Origin of the sequence: Actinomadura sp. SCN-SB (assembly GCF_043906805.1) — a bacterium.
Taxonomy (GTDB): domain Bacteria; phylum Actinomycetota; class Actinomycetes; order Streptosporangiales; family Streptosporangiaceae; genus Spirillospora.
On sequence record NZ_JBIMPP010000010.1, the window covers coordinates 156,114 to 172,572 of the forward strand.

Here is a 16,459-nt window from a genome sequence, read left to right on the forward strand (position 1 = left end):
CGCGGGGGGATCGCGTCGTGCGACGGTGACCGGAGGTCGCCGTGCCGCGGCGCCGTTCGGCGGGCAAGGCCGCCTCACCCCCGGCCGCCTCATTTCGGAGGAACAGTAGAGATGGACGCTGCCCGGGTAGGGATCGTCACCTTCCCAGGTTCCCTCGACGACCGTGACGCCGCGCGCGCCGTGCGGCTCGCGGGCGCCGAGCCGGTCGCCCTCTGGCACGCCGACCACGACCTGCGCGGTGTGGACGCCGTCGTGCTGCCCGGCGGGTTCTCCTACGGCGACTACCTGCGCGCCGGTGCGATCGCCCGGTTCGCGCCGCTGATGACCGAGCTGATCGCCGCCGCCGGGGACGGGCTTCCGGTGCTGGGGATCTGCAACGGCTTCCAGGTGCTGTGCGAGTCGCACCTGCTGCCCGGCGCGCTGCTGCCCAACGCCGGCCTCCACTTCGTCTGCCGGGACCAGCGCCTGCGCGTCGAGAACGCCGAGACCGCCTGGACGGCCGACTACACCGAGGGCCAGGAGCTGGTCGTCCCGATCAAGAACAGGGACGGCCGCTACACCGCCGACGCCGCCACGCTCAGCGAGCTGGCGGAGAGCGGCCGGATCGTGGCCCGCTACGTCGACCTCAACCCCAACGGCTCGCTCGACGACATCGCGGGCATCTGCAACGAGGCCGGCAACGTGGTCGGCCTGATGCCCCACCCCGAGCACGCCGTGGAGACCCTCACCGGCCCCTCGACCGACGGGCTCGGCTTCTTCACCTCGATCGTCAAGAGGCTGGTCACCGTATGACAGAGAGGGAAGCGAGCGACGAGGGAAGGCGGCGCCCAACGGCGCCCTGTACGCGAACGGGAAGCACAGCATGAGCGAGCAGCCGTCCACCCCCGGCGCCCCGGACGTCACCCCGACCGGCGAACCGGAGGAGCCGAGCCTGGAATGGTTCGCCGACCTCAAGTCCGACGCCGACGACCCCGAGCTTCAGCCGGTCGACCCCTCGGTCGTCCAGGCGTTCGAGGCCGTGGCCGAGGAGGGCGAACGCCAGGCCGCCGCCGGCCTGGTCCCCCAGCCCCCAAGGCCCGACACAGGCCCGCAGCCCGCGGTCCCCTCGAACACAGGCCCACAGCCGGTCGTCCCGTCCAACACGGGCCCGCAGCCCGTGATCTCCGGCACCGGCCCGCAACCCGTCGTCCCGTCCAACACGGGCCCGCAGCCTGTCGTCCCGTCCAACACGGGCCCGCAGCCCGTCGTCCCGTCCAGCACGGGCCCGCAGCCCGTCGTGACGGACACCGGGCCGCAGCCGCGGATCCCCAGCGTCGAGGACCAGTCGAACGCGCCCGACTCGGGTCTCCGGCATCCCGCGTCCGGGACCGGGCCGCAGGAGGCGGTCCGGGACGACGCGAGGCCCGGGGACGCGGCGCCTCAGCCCGGTGGGGACGAGACCGCCACCCGTCCCGCGACGGCCGCCGAGATCCTGCAACGGTTCGGGGGACAGCCCCTGGCCGCCCCGGTGGTCACCACCCCCGAGGTGCCCGTGCCGCCGGTGCCGGTGCCCGTGGAGGACGAGCCGGACGCCGCCGTTCCCCAGGGGACGGACACGGTCGCGGTCGCGGCGGCCACCCCGGACCGGCCGCAGCCGTACGCCGAGCTGGGCATGAACGACGAGGAGTACCAGCGGGTCCGGGAGATCCTGGGCCGCCGCCCGACCTCGGCGGAGCTGGCGATCTACTCGGTGATGTGGAGCGAGCACTGCTCGTACAAGAGCTCCAAGGTCCACCTGCGGCAGTTCGGTGAGAAGGCGCCCAAGACCGACGCGCTGCTGGTCGGCATGGGCGAGAACGCCGGCGTGGTGGACGTGGGCCAGGGCTGGGCGGTCACCTTCAAGGTCGAGTCGCACAACCACCCCTCCTACGTGGAGCCGTACCAGGGCGCGGCGACCGGGGTCGGCGGGATCGTGCGCGACATCATGTCGATGGGCGCCCGTCCGGTCGCGGTGATGGACTCGCTGCGCTTCGGCCCGGCCGACGAGCCCGACACGCAACGGGTGCTGCCCGGGGTGGTCGCGGGCATCGGCGGGTACGGCAACTCGCTCGGCCTGCCCAACATCGGCGGCGAGACCGTGTTCGACCCCACCTACGCGCAGAACCCGCTGGTGAACGCGCTGTGCGTGGGCGTGATGAAGCACGAGGACATCAAGCGGGCGATCGCCCCCGGGCCGGGCAACCACGTGATCCTCTTTGGCGCCACCACCGGCCCGGACGGGATCGGCGGCGCGTCCGTGCTGGCCTCGGCGACCTTCGATGAGGAGTCGCAGGCCAAGCGTCCCGCGGTGCAGGTCGGCGACCCGTTCACCGAGAAGCTGCTGATCGAGTGCTGCCTGGAGCTGTTCCGCGAGGACCTGGTGGTCGGCATCCAGGACCTCGGTGCCGCGGGCGTCTCGTGCGCGACCACCGAGCTGGCCGCCGCCGGGACCGGCGGCATGCGCGTCGAACTGGACGCCGTCCCGCTGCGCGACTCGACGCTGCGCCCTGAGGAGATCCTCATGAGCGAGTCGCAGGAGCGCATGATGGCGGTGGTCGAGCCCGACAAGGTCGACCGCTTCATGGAGATCTGCGCCAAGTGGGAGATCCCGGCGACCACGATCGGCACGGTCACCGACACCGGACGCCTCGTGATGACCTGGCGCGGCGAGACCATCGTCGACATCCCCCCAGGCACCGCCGCCGACGAGGGCCCGGTGTACCGGCGCCCGCTGGAGCCCCCGGCCGACCTGGGCTCGCTCCAGGCCGACACCCCGGGACGGCTGACCCGCCCGTCCAGCGCCGAGGAGATCCGCCGCACGGTCCTGTGGCTGGCCGGGTCCCCGAACCTGGCGAGCAAGACCTGGGTGACCTCGCAGTACGACCGGTACGTGATGGGCAACACCGTGCTGGCCATGCCCGAGGACGCCGGGGTGATCCGGATCGACGAGGAGTCCGGGCTGGGCCTGGCGCTGTCCCTGGACGGCAACGGCCGCTACACCCGGCTCGACCCCTACAGCGGCGCCCAACTGGCCCTCTCCGAGGCGTTCCGGAACGTGGCGGCCACCGGCGCCCGCCCGCTGGCGGTCACCAACTGCCTCAACTTCGGCTCTCCGGAGGACCCCGGGGTCATGTGGCAGTTCGCCCGTGCCGTGGAGGGCCTGGCGGACGCGTGCCAGTACCTGGGCGTCCCGGTCACCGGCGGCAACGTCAGCTTCTACAACCAGACCGGCACCACGCCGATCAACCCGACCCCGGTCATCGGGGTGCTGGGCGTTCACGACGACGTCCGCCGCCACGTGAACATGTCGTTCACCTCCGACGGCGCCACCCTCGCCCTCCTGGGCGAGACCCGCGAGGAGTTCGGCGGCTCCGAATGGGCGCACGTGGTCTACGGCCACCTGGGCGGCCTGCCGCCCCTGGTCGACCTGGCCGCCGAACGCGCCCTGGCCTCGGTCCTGGTCGCCGCCGCCCGTGAGGGTCTGCTCACGGCCGCGCACGACCTCTCCGACGGCGGCCTCTCCCAGGCCCTGGTGGAGTCCTGCCTGCGCGGCGGCCTGGGCGCGAAGATCACCCTACGGGGCGACCCGTTCGTCAACCTGTTCAGCGAGTCGGTCGCCCGCGCCGTGGTGGCCATCCGCCCCGGCGGCGAGAACCGCCTGGTACAGCTCTGCGAGACCGCAGGCGTCCCCATTTCCCAACTGGGCATCATCGGCGGCGACTCCCTGGACGTCTCCACCGTAGGCCCGGACGGCGAAGCCCAAGAGCTGTTCACCATCCCCCTGGTGGAACTAAGGGACACCCACGAACGCCTACTCCCGAGCTACGCCAACTAGCCACCACTAGGCCAGACGACCGCTCAACCCGCTGCGCTCGCATCCAAACCAGGAGCGAGCGCAGCGCGCGTCTGCACCAAACACGGTCGTAATCACCTCAACCCCCAGCCCCGAACGGTCGCTCAAGCGTTGCGATCGCGTCCGAAGGCAGGTTCCGAGCTTGCGAGGAACCTGATCGCGGAGCGAGCCTCTAGGCGAGTCGGAGCGATGCAGCGATCGCCGCAGGCGCGACAAGCGACGAGCCGCCAGGCGAGGAGCGCAGCTCGTGCTTGCCAATAAACACGGCCGCACCCACCTCAACCCCCAGCCCCGAACGGTCGCCCAGGCGTTGCGATCGCGTCCGAAGGCAGGTTCCGAGCTTGCGAGGAACCTGATCGCGTAGCGAGCCCCTGGGCGAGTCGGAGCGATGCAGCGATCGCCGCAGGCGCGACAAGCGAGGAGCGCCAGCGACGAGTGCAGCTCGCGTCTGCCTTAGAACACAGATATATGCACGTGGTCGTAGTGGTTGGCGGTGATGCCGCCGCGGTTGGCCATCATGCGCCAGCCTGGGCTGCGCATGTCGTAGATGCGCTGGCGCCAGATGACGTATTTGACGCCGAGCCTGCTGGCGTTGTTGATGGCGTATTGGGCGGTGCCGTCGCCTTGGGCGCGGCCGTTGGCGGACGGCATGCTGCCGCCGGTGCTGACCATGAAGTCGCAGGCGGTGCCGGTGGCGTGGTCTTGGGCGTCGACGCCGCCGCGGAAGCAGCCGATGGTGGGGAACGGGCCGAATTCGATGTCGACCGCGTTCTTCACCCTGAGCATGCGCGCGGTGACGCCGCCCATGCCGACGCTGGGGGATTCGGGCTTGTACTTCTTGATCAGTGCCCGGATCCTGGCCCGCTGCTTGACCAGGTCGGCGATCTCCTTCTCCAGGTCCTTGATCTTCTGTTCGGCCTCGCGCTTGGCGCGCTGCTGGTCGTTGACCAGCTTCTGGATCTGCTGGACCCGGGCCGACTGGTTGGAGGCCACGTGGCTGGCGAGGCTGAGGCCGCTGAGCGCGCTGGACGGGTCGTCGGAGCCGAGGACCGACACGGACGGGTCGGCGCCGCCGGTCATGTACTGGGAGGCCGCTAGCTGGGCGACCAGGTTGCGGGTGGCCTCCAGGTCGGTGTTGAGCTCTCTGGCCTTGGCGATGGCCTTCTTGGCGTCGTACTCGGCGTCCTTGAGCTTGGCGAGGTCGCCGCCGTACGCCTTGTCGAGCTTTTCGATCTGGGCGTTGAGCTTCCGCATCTTGGCCGTGTCGCCGGGGGCCGCGGCCTGCGCGTTCACCGTGGTGCCGGCGGTGAGCGGCACGGCACCGGCGGCGAGTGCCACGAGTGCCAGGGCGGGACGCCGTAGCCGGGTGCGCCAGCGGCGGGTGGAGTTCGGGGTCTCCTCCACGTCCTCTCCTCTCCTCGATCGCCTACCGGGTTAGCTGACGGGTTCGGGCCGGGAGACGGCCCTGCCACCGCCGGTGGTGACCGGTGGTGGGTTCACCCCGGCCGGTCGGGCCCGGGGGCTGGCCCCGGACTCACCGGCGATGGGTCCCCGGCTCCCGTGGCGCGGGTGCCACGGGACTCGGCCGATCCGGCCGTTCCGTCCCCGGGGGGGCGGGACGGTGCGCGGGCCGAATGCCGTCGGACTGCAATGCGGTCGAACTGGAATGAGCCATACGAACCTTAGCGGAGATCAAACCGCCGGGCGCCGTGGAATGGTTCATTGCTCGGTGGGCGCGGCCATTTCGTGGGAGCGGAGCCATGTCAGGTGACCCGGCTCACAGCGTGGACCCGCAGGGCATGCCGCCGCGCGTTCCCTAGGGAAGCGGCCCGTTCCGTGCCTTTGCTCGGGTGGCGCTTGACCATTTCCGCGCCCGGGAGAAAGGGCGCGGGGGCGCGGCGGGGCGGTTCGCCGGCGCGGCCCGGTGGCGCGCATGCGAGGGCCGGCCTTCGGTGGGCAGTCCGCAAGAGCACTCCTTCTCTCCGGCGGGGACCGGGCACCCGCGGCCAAGCCGATGATCTCGGCCGCGGATACCTTAATGGATCCGAGGCGAAAGAAACTCTTAAATGACCCTTAAATCCTCGGGTCCGGGCGGCTCCCCGATCGGCCGGGCGCGGTCAGCTACGGCTGAGTTTGCCCTGGTAGCCGAGCCGCCGGTTGCCCGGCAGCCTCCACACGTACTGGAGCGTCCCGTCGACCTGGCGGGTGACCTCGACGGCACCGCTGGAGCACGGCTTGGAGATGTTCAGGGCCATTTTGAGCGTCCGGTTCGTCCCCTCGGTGAAGGTCAGCGTCCCGGTGCAGCGGGTCTGCGGGTACACCGCGCGCGCCTTCGTCTGGCCCGGCTCGAACGTGACCTCGACCGGGAACGAGGCGCCGCGCGAGGGGTTGACGACCGTGCCCTTCCATGTCCCGGCGAAGCCCTCGGGGACGGCCGTCACGGGCTGGTCGTTGATGGCGTTGGCGGGCCCGGCCTGCTGCGGGGACGGCTCCTCGTTCCCGCGCATCTGCGGCCACAGCACCAGAGCGATGATCGCGACACCGACCAGCACGCCGATCGTGAGGGAGAGCGCCACGCCCAGCATGCTGTTGCCGGGACGCAGGCGCAGCAGGTTCTCTAAGATCCCCGGCAGCCCGCGTGAGGACGGCTCGGACACCACGGCGGGCAGGACGGCCGTGGAGCCGCGCTCTTCCGGAACCTCGTCCCTGAAACGGTCCATGCCGGGGATCAGGTGCGGGACCGGGTCCGTCCTGTCGGTCGGCCCGGCGAACCTCCCCTCGGGCACGGCGGGCACATGCTGCGTCGCCATGTCGTCGTACACCCGGTCGCGGGACGGGGGCGGGCCGGACGGGTCGATGCGCGGCGTGTCGATCCGCGTGAGCTCGGCCGCCTCGGCCGGCTCCGGCGGGGCGGACCGGGAGCCGGGCTTGGAGGACGAGCGGGGCTCGAACCACCCCTCGGAGCCCAGCCGGGCCGTGGCCTCCCCCGGCGGCTCGTACAGGTTGGACGGCTCGTACGAACCCGGCGCCGACGGTTCCCGGGGCGGGTCCGGGACGGGGGCCCTCAGCGGCACGGATTCAGGCGTGGGGCCGGTGAACGCGGTCGGTGAGAGGGCCGGCGACTCCAGGATGATCCGGGGCTCGGCGGGAGGCGGGGTGAGCGAGGCGCCGACGGCGAGCGCGCGGCCCTCGTCGAGGAGCGTGCCGGGCATCTTCTCGGCCAGCGGCCCGGACTCGTCCAGCATCCGTTCGAGCAGCGCCGCCGCGGTGGGACGCCGCGCGGGGTCCTTGGCGAGGGCGTCGGCGACGACCTCGCGCAGCGAGTCCGGCAGTTCGTCCATCTCGGGCTCGTCGTAGACCACCCGTTGCATGATCTCGGAGGTGGAGTCGTCCCCGAACGGGGCCCGCCCGTAGGTCGCGTACAGCAGGCACGAGGCCCAGGCGAACACGTCGGCGGCCGGGCCGTTGTCGCTGCCGCTGAGCTGTTCGGGTGCCTTGTAGGAGGGGTCGTCGCTGACCCGTCCCGTCGGGGTTGCGTCGACGGTCTCCAGAGCGGCGGCGACGCCGATGTCGGTCAGCCTGGGCCCGTCCCGGCCGAGGAGGATGTTGGCGGGCCTGAGGTCGTGGTGGACGGCCCCGGCCCGGTGGATCGCGGCGAGCGCGACCGCGGCGCCGACCGCCAGCCGCTCGATCACCGCGTTCCCGCGCGGGCCCTCCTCGGAGACCAGCCGCAGCAGGGACGGCCCGGCGACGTACTCGCTGACCACGTACGGGCGGTCGCCCTCCACGTCGGCGTCGAGGATCGCGGCGGTGCAGAAGCCCTGGACCTTGCGGGCGGCGGCGAAGGCCCCGGCGAACCGGGCGCGCGCCGCCGGCTCCCCGGTCAGCCGCAGGTGCAGCAGCTTGATCGCGACCTGCCCGCCGGACGGGGTCCGGCCGAGAAAGACGGCGCCGTGCTCGCCGACGCCGAGCCGTCCGGTGACCTCGTAAACGCCGAGTCTTCGCGGGTCACCGGGCTGCAGGGGCAGCGCATCGGCCATCTACACAACCTCCGTGTTCTCCCCGCCGGGGACCGGCCCCCCGGCCGGCCCCCCAACCTTCCGTCCCCCGCGCCTTCCGTGCCCCGTCCGGGTCCGCGCGCCGGTCCCTACGCCGGTCCGGGGCCGCGCGCCGTGGTCGCATGGTGCCCCGGCCAGGGCCGGGACGGGGCCTCGCCTGGTCTCTGCGCTCGTGTGCGGTTCCGTGCCTTCCATGCCTTCCGGGCCACCTGTGCCGTTCGGCCCCCTGCCGCCGTGCCGCCGTGGCCGGTCCCTTTCTACCGGGTGCACCGCCCCGCCGCGCCGGGGACGGACACGATGGGAGGAACGGTAGCGTCGGTGGGGATGTCGCGAACACCACTCACCCGTGCCGTGCTGGACGAGCAGCGGCACGCGCTGGGCCTGCCGCCGCATGGTGGTACCGATGAGCCCGCGGAGCTCCGCCGGTCCGCCCTGGAGGCCGTGCTGGCCGCCTACGACGCGGGCGCCGAGCCTAACCGGCCCGTTCTCAAGGGAGCCGTGCGCCACCTGCTCGACCGGCTCGCCGCGCTCGCACCCGGGCGGTCGGTGGAGGTCCGGGTCCCTCCGTACGCCGCCGTCCAATGCATTGCCGGGCCGCACCATACCCGTGGAACCCCGCCGAACGTGGTGGAGATGGACCCACCGACCTGGATCGCCCTGGCGACAGGGCGGCTGGCCTGGGACGACGCCGTGAAAAAGGGGCGGGTCCGCGCCAGCGGCCCGCGCGCCGACCTGTCCGGTCACCTGCCGCTTCCGCCCGCTGACTGAGCGTTCGCCGGGCGGCCTCGCCGCGCCCGGCGGCGTCCTGCCCCGCGAGGGGCTTGTAACGGGGGGCAGGACGCTGCCAGCGTGGGTGGTGCCATGCTGATCGCGCACTGGACCTTCGACAACGGCACCATCGACGGCCGCAGCGCCGCCGAGGCCAGGGGTGCCGGACCGGCCATGGCGCTGGACGAGTCGGTGACCGTCGTGCCGGGCAGGGACGGCGAGGCGCTGTCGTTCGACGGGATGGGCGGGGCCGTGGTGCCCTCCTCCCCGCAGCTCGTCCTGAACCAGATGTTCGGGTACGCGATCGCCTTCCACGCCCGTGTGGCCCAGGAACCGGACGGCGAGTGGCGTGGCCTGTTCTACAAGCCCGTGGGGGAGAACGACGCGCGGAGCATCGGGATCTGGCTCTACCCGGACACGACCCAGCTCCGGGTGCAGCTCTTCACGGTCGAGGGCCCCGAGTACATCGACAGCCGGGCGTCCCTGCCGGTCGGTGCGTGGACCCACGTGACCTTTGCCGTCGACCGGAACGGCATGCATCTTTACATCGACGGGCGGCTCGACACGGGCATCCCCTTGGAACACGAGGTGGTCCCTGCCTACGGGCCGATCTACTTGGGAAGCGAGCCGGGGAAGCCCGGATTCGTGGGCCTGATGGACGATGTCCAGGTGTACGCCTCGGCCCTGAGCCCCGGAGAGGTCCGCGACCTGGCGGGCCCCGATCTCCCCATCGAGTAGGGCAATTCGGACGATCCGGGGATCGGAGCAGGTGAAGGAGGGATCTAGACTGGCGGACGTGCCTCTCGGTGATGGACGTCTGAGCCATGACATCGACCCTTCCGACCGCTCCCCACAGGACGCCTGCGGGGTCTTCGGCGTCTGGGTCCCGCCCTCGGAGGCGGATCATGCCGAAGTGAGCAAGCTCACATACTATGGGCTGTACGCGCTACAGCACCGCGGGCAGGAATCCGCCGGCATCGCCGTCAGCGACGGAACCCGCATCGTCGTCTTCAAGGACATGGGCCTGGTCGCCCAGGTCTTCGACGAGTCGGTGCTGAACACGCTGCGCGGCCACCTGGCCGTCGGCCACTGCCGCTACTCCACGACCGGCTCACCGACCTGGGAGAACGCCCAGCCCACCTTCCGTCCCACCGAGGGCGGCGGGCTGGCCCTCACCCACAACGGCAACCTGATCAACACCCTGGAGCTGGCCGCCAGGCTCGACCCCGGCGTGCTGACCGCCACCTCCGACACCGAGGTGCTGACCGCGTTGCTGAGCACCCACACCGGCGGCGACCCGCTGGCCGCCGCGCGGGAGATCCTCCCGTTCGTCCGCGGAGCCTTCTCCCTGGTCTTCATGGACGAGGAAACGTTGTACGCCGCCCGCGACCCCGAGGGCGTCCGTCCCCTGGTGCTGGGACGCCTCGGAGCGGACGGCGGCGACGGCTGGGTGGTGGCCTCCGAGACCGCGGCCCTCGACATCGTCGGCGCCCGCTTCGTCCGGGAGATCGAGCCCGGCGAGCTGGTCGCGATCGACGCCCGCGGGCTCCGGTCAGAACGGTTCGCCGAGGCACGCCCCAAGGGGTGCCTGTTCGAGTACGTCTACCTGGCCCGTCCCGACACCACCATCGCGGGCCGCAGCGTCCAGGCCACCCGGGTCGAGGTGGGACGGCGGCTGGCCCGCGAGCACCCGGTCGAGGCCGACCTGGTCATCCCGACGCCCGAGTCCGGCACCCCCGCCGCCATCGGGTACGCGGAGGCGTCCGGGATCCCCTACGGCCAGGGCCTGGTGAAGAACTCCTATGTCGGCCGCACGTTCATCCAGCCGTCCCAGACGATCCGCAAGCTCGGCATCCGGCTCAAGCTGAACCCGCTGCGCGAGGCGATCGAGGGCAAACGGCTGATCGTGGTGGACGACTCGATCGTCCGCGGCAACACCCAGCGCGCCATCGTGGCGATGCTGCGGGACGCGGGCGCCGCCGAGGTCCATGTCCGGATCTCCAGCCCGCCGGTGGCCTGGCCCTGCTTCTACGGCATCGACTTCGCCAGCCGTTCCGAGCTGATCGCGGGCAACCTCTCCGTCGAGGAGATCCGCGACTCGCTGGGCGCCGACTCGCTCGGCTACATCTCGCTGGACGAGCTGATCGCCGCCTCCCGGATCCCGAAGGACAACCTGTGCCGTGCCTGCTTCGACGGGCGCTACCCGATCCCCGTCGAGGACGAGGCGCGCGGCAAGTACCTGCTGGAACCTTCCACCACGTGAGCACGGGGGAGACGGGGATGGGCACCTCGTACGAGGCGGCCGGGGTCGACATCGCGGCGGGCGAGCGCGCCGTCGAGCTGATGAAGTCCCGGGTCGCCCGCGCCAGACGTCCCGAGACCGTCGACGACGCGAGCGGCTTCGCCGGGCTGTTCGACGCCTCGGCGCTGCTGCGGTACCGCCGTCCCCTGCTGGCCACGTCCACCGACGGCGTCGGCACCAAGGTCGACCTCGCCCGCCGCCTGGGGATCTACGACACGGTCGGGCACGACCTGGTCGGCATGGTGATCGACGACCTTGTCGTCTGCGGCGCCGAACCGCTGTTCATGACCGACTACATCGCCTGCGGCAAGGTCGTCCCGGAGCGGATCGCCGACCTGGTCGGTGGCATCGCCGACGCCTGCGCCCTCGCGGGCTGCTCCCTGGCCGGCGGTGAGACCGCCGAACACCCCGGCCTCCTGGAGCCCGACGAGTTCGACCTGGCCGGCGCCGGCACGGGCGTCGTCGAGGCCGACAGGCTCCTGGGCCCCGACCGCGTCCGCCCGGGCGACGCCGTGATCGCCATGGCCTCGTCCGGCATCCACTCCAACGGCTACTCCCTGGTCCGGCACATCCTGGCGGCCGACCCGAGCCTCACCTTGGAATCGCAGCCGGACGAGCTCACCCGCACCCTGGGCGAGGAACTCCTCACGCCCACCCGGATCTACGCCCAGCACTGCCTGGCGCTCACCCGGGCCGTGGAGGTACGGGCCTACGCCCACATCACCGGCGGCGGCCTGGCCGCGAACCTGGCCCGCTCCCTCCCCGGCACGGCCGACGCCGTCCTGAACCGCTCGTCCTGGACGGTACCGCCGATCTTCGAGCTGCTCGCCGCGCACGGCCGCGTCCCTCTCCCGGAGATGGACAAGACGTTCAACATGGGCGTGGGCATGGCCGCCATCGTCGCTCCGGACGCCGCCGACACCGCCGTGAAGCTCCTCGACGACCGCGGCGTCCCCGCCTGGATCGTGGGCGAGATCACACCCGGGACCGGCCAGGCCGTACTTCGCTGACCGCGAACCCCGCGGCGCCGCCCCGCGTCATATCGGCCATGGTCAGAAGGGCACTTGGCCGTCTGCTGGGCCCCTCGCTCGTCCTGGCGGGCTTGATGGTCTACGCGATCCTCGCCCCGACCGGATGGGCGTACGCGGAGACGGCCCGCTTCCGCACGTCCGTGGAGAACGTCCCGGCGACGCCGGTCGCGCTGGTGCTGGGCGCGGGAATCAACGGCTCCCAGCCCTCACTGTTCCTGGCCCGCCGCCTCGACCTGGCGGCCGACCTGTACCGTCGCGGCAAGGTCAAGGTGCTGCTGGTGTCGGGCGACAACCGCACCAAGGGCTATGACGAGCCGACCGTGATGCGCGACTACCTGCTCCGCCAGGGCGTCCCCGACCGCAAGATCGTCCGGGACTTCGCGGGACGCGACACCTGGGACTCCTGCGCCCGCGCCAAGCGCATCTTCGGCGTGGACCGGCTGACCGTCGTCACCCAGGACTTCCACCTGCCCCGCGCCGTCGCCCTCTGCCGCGCCGCCGGACTCGACACGTGGGGCGTCGGCGACCGCAGCCCTTGGGGAATGGGCGCCACCAAGGTCGGCTACACCCGAGAGCCACTGGCCATGATCAAGGCCCTGGCGAGCCTCACCGCCCGCCCCGACCCGGACCTGCTGGGCCGCCCAGAACCCACGGTCCACAAAGCCCTGACGTCCGGCTGAGCCCCGCGGGGAGCACACAGACGCCACCGCAAAAACGCAAAACACAAGCCGACGCCAGAAAAGCGGACGCGACACCTCAGCCCGCCACCCCAGCCCCGAACGAGGGCCAGGGGGCGATCGCGTCCGAAGGCAGGTTTCGAGCTTGCGAGAAACCTGATCGCGCAGCGAGCCCCCCCAGGGCGAGCCGAAGCGATGCCAGCGATCGCAGCAAGCGCTACAAGCGGCGGGCCGCCAGGCGAGGAGCGCGGCTAGCGCTTGGAATCGGAAGCAGACTCGTCGTAGTCGGCGTACTTTTGGGCGAGCTCGTCGTAGGGGTCGTCGTAGTCGTTGGTGGGGGCGGGGTCGGAGACTCCCAGCTCGCTCTTCAGGCGGTCGAGGTCGGTGTTGCCACCGTTGTACTTCAGCTGCCGGGCAACCTTTACCTGCTTGGCCTTGGCTCGGCCGCGACCCATTGGCTCGACCCCCTCGATGGTCAGGGCTTTCGTGGGCCCATCAACGCGCGCGTGTACCACACGAACCGATGCCTGATGAGCCATGCGTCAGTCACGGGTACAACCGTACCCGTTTTGCGCCCGGCTCGGTACATCGTCGGTACGTGGCGGCACGCTCGTTCAATGAAGCCCAGTCTATCCCCCGGCCATGGCCCTCTATACTCCGGGCGGATCATGTCAGGGGGATGATCCGCCCGGAGCCCGTGCCTCAGAGCCAGATGCCGCGGAGGCGCCCGATCTCGGACATCCGCCGCTCGGCGAGCCGGTCGGCGGCCACCGCGGGGGGCACGCCCTCCTCGGCGGCCAGGTGGAAGATCCGCCGGGTGGTGTCGAAGATCCCGGTCGCCCGCGCCTTGGCCCGGTCGAAGTCGAAGCCGCCGATCTCGTCGGCCACCTGGATCACCCCGCCGGAGTTCACCACGTAGTCGGGGGCGTACAGCACGCCCCGGTCGGCGAGCTGCTTCTCGATGCCGGGGTGGGCGAGCTGGTTGTTGGCGGCGCCGCAGACGATCTTGGCGGTCAGCTCGGGAACGGTGTCGTCGTTCAGGGAGCCGCCGAGGGCGCACGGGGCGTACACGTCCAGGCCGGCCCTCACGAGCTCGTCGTTGCCGGCGACCACGTCGACGGCAGGGTGCGCGGTCGTGACCCGTTCGAGCGCCGCCTCGTTCACGTCGCAGATGACGACCTCGGCACCGTCCTCCCTCAGGTGATCGACGAGCCGGTGTCCCACCTTGCCGACGCCCTCGACCCCTACGCGGCGGCCGTGCAGCGTGGGGGCGCCCCAGGTGGCCTCGGCCGCGGCCCGCATGCCCTGGAAGACCCCGAAGGCGGTGAGGATGGAGCTGTCACCGGCACCGCCGTTCGCGCGCGTACGGCCGGTCACGAAGCGGCACTCGCGCGCCACGACGTCCATGTCCTCGCTGTAGGTACCGACGTCGCAGGCGGTGTAGTAGCGCCCGTTCAAGGACTGGACGAACCGTCCATAGGCCCGCAGCAGGCCCTCGGACTTGTCCGTCGCGGGGTCCCCGATGATGACGGCCTTGCCGCCGCCGTGGTCCAGCCCGGCCAAGGCGTTCTTGTACGCCATGCCGCGGGCCAGGTTGAGCACGTCCGCCAGGGCCTCGTCCTCCGACGCGTACGGATAGAAGCGGGTGCCGCCCAGGGACGGGCCAAGCGCGGTGGAGTAGATCGCGATGATCGCCCGGAGGCCGGTGGCCTCGTCCTGGCAGAACACGACCTGCTCGTGGTTGCCGAAGCGGGACGTCTCCCTCTGGGGGTCCATGGGTCCTGTGCCCTTGTGGGGCGACCCGAAGACATTAGGCACGGTAGTGCCCTCCTCTCTGTCTCTAGGTCAGAGTAGAGGAGGTAACACGGCGGTCTCAGCGGCGCGTACGCCCGTACCGCGCGGCCCGCGCGTGCCACGATGCGGGGGTGTTTCCGTACGCCGCGTACCTACGGGTATATGAGCCGGTGACCACCTTCCCCGAACCCTCTCGCACCTTGTGGACGGCCTATGCCGACTCACGCAGGCGGCCTCGGCGCATCCACGCGCTGGGCGCGGAACACCTTCAAGCCAAGTACCGGCTCGTCGCCTCTCCTCCGGTGGTCGTGCCTGAGCACGAGAGCGGGGACGCCTATGTGCGGCGTTCCCACAACATGATCTACATCTGCCCATGGGAGACCCGGCTTCGTTCCTGGCTCGCGCTCACCCGCTTCAAGGAGGAGACCCCCTCCCGGGTGAGTGCCTCCTATGTGGCTCCGTCCGAGTTGCGCAGGGTGGAGGAACGCTTCGAGCGCTGGAAGATGACGGGTCGTTCCCTGCGTCCCCACATCCTGTCCAGCAACTGGCATGTACCGCCCGCGTGGTTCGTACCGTTCGCGGCACAGGAACGCTGCCTGCTGCTGGGCGAGTCCAGGATGCGCGTGCCCGAGGCGCCCAAGGGCGCTCCCACACTGGGTGAACCGACCGGCCGCAGCCGCGCCTTGGCCGCCGGTATGCGCACGCTCATCTACGTCACCGCCATGGTGGACGCACGCGCCCGCGTCGACGCCGCCATGCCCATCATCGACGCCCACCAGGACAGGGCGTTCGGCTTGGACGCGGGACAGGTCGGGACGCTGCGCGAGTGGCTCGCGTCCTTCCACCCCCGCGCGCTGGTCGAGCTCGACTACGGAGGGCTCGTCCACCTCATGGACGATCAGGCCCTCAACGCCGACCAGTCCGTCGCCGAGGTCGGCGTCGCCCTGGCGGCGATGGCCCGCCGCGAACACGAGCTGTCACTGGCGATGATCCGGCGCCTGCATTCCCGCTGGCGTCCCATCAAGGCGCTGGCGTCGGCCAACTGACCGATCATCGCTGGCCTGAACCGGCCAACAACGGGTGAAACTTCTGTCACCTTCGCACCACAGAAACACGTCAGCACCCCCATGGCCAGCCAAAAAGTCCTTTACCCACGGGGTTCACTGCGCTCGCCCCATCCGCCTGACCTGCACACTCGTGCGGTAACCGCGCCTTGCGCGCGGACGAACTGAACCAATTTTCCGAATCCACGCGCGATACGACTATACGTGTCGCTAGAATCACTCAGCGTGACCCAGCGGCTACGAAGACGCGCCGCTCCCGGCCTCGCGGGGATCTTCCCACGCAACTCTCGCCAGGAGCTTGCTTGTCGCGTTGAGTGGTGGCAAGGTTACACGTTGTGATGTCATAGTGGCTCTTTCGGGCCATAGGGGACATCAGTGACCGCGCGAGATCAAAATCGCAGGATCGCTGTCATCGGTCCACGGAGGAGAGGCCGCACACATGTCAGCACGTACGCCAGAGGCCGAGCCCCTGCTGACGCCGGCAGAGGTGGCGACGATGTTCCGCGTCGACCCCAAGACGGTCACGCGCTGGGCGAAGGCCGGAAAGCTGACGTCCATCCGCACGCTCGGGGGACACCGGCGCTACAGGGAGGCCGAGGTCCGAGCGCTGCTGGCGGGAATCCCGCAGCAGCGGTCGGAGTAGGGTCGCGTTCCATCCGGCCCCGCTCCACCACCGAGGCGAGACGCCCAGCGCCTCGCCCGGCCACGAGCGGGTCACGGAAAGGAACACGGTCTTAGCACTCCGGCCGGCGAGCGTCCTCGGCGCTCGCCGAACACACCCGGTACACCATGAGGGGGGCGGCCAGGAGAGCCCTGAACCACGTTCAGAGATCTCCTGGACGATGGATCCGGGACCACGATCATCCGAGAATCGCGGTCCCGGATCTGTGTTTA

The 16,459-nt window shown here is 71.0% G+C and carries 13 protein-coding genes and 1 riboswitch; of the genes, 9 read left to right on the plus strand and 4 right to left on the minus strand.

The genetic code is table 11. The annotated features are described in order from the left end of the window. Positions 1–111: 111 nt before the first annotated feature. Both purQ and purL read left to right on the plus strand, forming a co-directional pair. Entirely contained in the window at positions 112–792 is a 681-nt protein-coding gene (gene purQ / locus ACGWYJ_RS09450) for a phosphoribosylformylglycinamidine synthase subunit PurQ (RefSeq protein ID WP_395105301.1), read from the plus strand. An 859-nt stretch (positions 793–1,651) separates the two neighbouring features. Next, on the plus strand, positions 1,652–3,853 hold the full coding sequence (gene purL / locus ACGWYJ_RS09455) for a phosphoribosylformylglycinamidine synthase subunit PurL (protein ID WP_395105315.1): 2,202 nt from the start codon (positions 1,652–1,654) through the stop codon (positions 3,851–3,853). 471 nt (positions 3,854–4,324) lie between these two features. Here purL and ACGWYJ_RS09460 read toward each other — a convergent pair whose 3' ends face one another. Both ACGWYJ_RS09460 and ACGWYJ_RS09465 read right to left on the minus strand, forming a co-directional pair. Continuing rightward, a complete protein-coding gene (locus ACGWYJ_RS09460; RefSeq protein ID WP_395105302.1) occupies positions 4,325–5,275 on the minus strand; it encodes a coiled-coil domain-containing protein in 951 nt (316 codons plus the stop codon). Between the two features lie 3 nt (positions 5,276–5,278). Beyond that, positions 5,279–5,468: riboswitch (cyclic di-AMP (ydaO/yuaA leader) on the minus strand. 520 nt (positions 5,469–5,988) lie between these two features. Continuing rightward, on the minus strand, positions 5,989–7,911 hold the full coding sequence (locus ACGWYJ_RS09465; protein WP_395105303.1) for a serine/threonine protein kinase: 1,923 nt from the start codon (positions 7,909–7,911) through the stop codon (positions 5,989–5,991). A gap of 342 nt (positions 7,912–8,253) precedes the next feature. Here ACGWYJ_RS09465 and ACGWYJ_RS09470 point away from each other — a divergent pair, with 342 nt between their 5' ends. The 5 genes from ACGWYJ_RS09470 to ACGWYJ_RS09490 all read left to right on the plus strand — a co-directional run bounded on the left by ACGWYJ_RS09470 (position 8,254) and on the right by ACGWYJ_RS09490 (position 12,710). Beyond that, positions 8,254–8,697, plus strand: coding sequence for a sterol carrier family protein (locus ACGWYJ_RS09470; RefSeq protein ID WP_395105304.1), 444 nt, complete (start codon positions 8,254–8,256; stop codon positions 8,695–8,697). Positions 8,698–8,778: 81 nt separating this feature from the next. Continuing rightward, positions 8,779–9,435, plus strand: coding sequence for a LamG domain-containing protein (locus ACGWYJ_RS09475; RefSeq protein ID WP_395105305.1), 657 nt, complete (start codon positions 8,779–8,781; stop codon positions 9,433–9,435). Between the two features lie 58 nt (positions 9,436–9,493). Further along, positions 9,494–10,960 (plus strand): amidophosphoribosyltransferase, encoded by a 1,467-nt coding sequence (gene purF / locus ACGWYJ_RS09480; RefSeq protein ID WP_395105306.1) that lies wholly within the window; start codon positions 9,494–9,496, stop codon positions 10,958–10,960. 17 nt (positions 10,961–10,977) lie between these two features. Beyond that, positions 10,978–12,009 carry a phosphoribosylformylglycinamidine cyclo-ligase gene (gene purM, locus ACGWYJ_RS09485; protein ID WP_395105316.1) on the plus strand — a complete coding sequence of 344 codons (1,032 nt, stop codon included), beginning with the start codon at positions 10,978–10,980 and terminating at the stop codon, positions 12,007–12,009. Between the two features lie 38 nt (positions 12,010–12,047). Next, positions 12,048–12,710 carry a vancomycin high temperature exclusion protein gene (locus ACGWYJ_RS09490; protein ID WP_395105307.1) on the plus strand — a complete coding sequence of 221 codons (663 nt, stop codon included), beginning with the start codon at positions 12,048–12,050 and terminating at the stop codon, positions 12,708–12,710. Positions 12,711–12,958: 248 nt separating this feature from the next. Here the strand turns inward: ACGWYJ_RS09490 and ACGWYJ_RS09495 are convergent, their stop codons facing one another. Both ACGWYJ_RS09495 and ACGWYJ_RS09500 read right to left on the minus strand, forming a co-directional pair. Then, positions 12,959–13,162 (minus strand): DUF3073 domain-containing protein, encoded by a 204-nt coding sequence (locus tag ACGWYJ_RS09495; protein WP_395105308.1) that lies wholly within the window; start codon positions 13,160–13,162, stop codon positions 12,959–12,961. A gap of 247 nt (positions 13,163–13,409) precedes the next feature. Then, on the minus strand, positions 13,410–14,525 hold the full coding sequence (locus tag ACGWYJ_RS09500) for a Leu/Phe/Val dehydrogenase (protein WP_395105309.1): 1,116 nt from the start codon (positions 14,523–14,525) through the stop codon (positions 13,410–13,412). Positions 14,526–14,809: 284 nt separating this feature from the next. Here ACGWYJ_RS09500 and ACGWYJ_RS09505 point away from each other — a divergent pair, with 284 nt between their 5' ends. Continuing rightward, complete coding sequence (locus ACGWYJ_RS09505) at positions 14,810–15,547, plus strand: hypothetical protein (protein WP_395105310.1); 738 nt, start codon at positions 14,810–14,812, stop codon at positions 15,545–15,547. A gap of 457 nt (positions 15,548–16,004) precedes the next feature. Next, positions 16,005–16,208, plus strand: coding sequence for a developmental transcriptional regulator BldC (gene bldC, locus ACGWYJ_RS09510; RefSeq protein WP_012850682.1), 204 nt, complete (start codon positions 16,005–16,007; stop codon positions 16,206–16,208). The last annotated feature ends 251 nt before the right edge of the window (positions 16,209–16,459 follow it).

Coding starts and splice junctions, on each gene's coding strand:
- purQ (WP_395105301.1), top strand. CDS start 112: ATGGACGCTGCCCGGGTAGGGATCGTCACCTTCCCAGGTTCCCTCGAC.
- purL (WP_395105315.1), top strand. CDS start 1,652: ATGAACGACGAGGAGTACCAGCGGGTCCGGGAGATCCTGGGCCGCCGC.
- ACGWYJ_RS09465 (WP_395105303.1), bottom strand. CDS start 7,911: ATGGCCGATGCGCTGCCCCTGCAGCCCGGTGACCCGCGAAGACTCGGC.
- ACGWYJ_RS09470 (WP_395105304.1), top strand. CDS start 8,254: ATGTCGCGAACACCACTCACCCGTGCCGTGCTGGACGAGCAGCGGCAC.
- purM (WP_395105316.1), top strand. CDS start 10,978: ATGGGCACCTCGTACGAGGCGGCCGGGGTCGACATCGCGGCGGGCGAG.
- ACGWYJ_RS09490 (WP_395105307.1), top strand. CDS start 12,048: ATGGTCAGAAGGGCACTTGGCCGTCTGCTGGGCCCCTCGCTCGTCCTG.
- ACGWYJ_RS09495 (WP_395105308.1), bottom strand. CDS start 13,162: ATGGGTCGCGGCCGAGCCAAGGCCAAGCAGGTAAAGGTTGCCCGGCAG.
- bldC (WP_012850682.1), top strand. CDS start 16,005: ATGTCAGCACGTACGCCAGAGGCCGAGCCCCTGCTGACGCCGGCAGAG.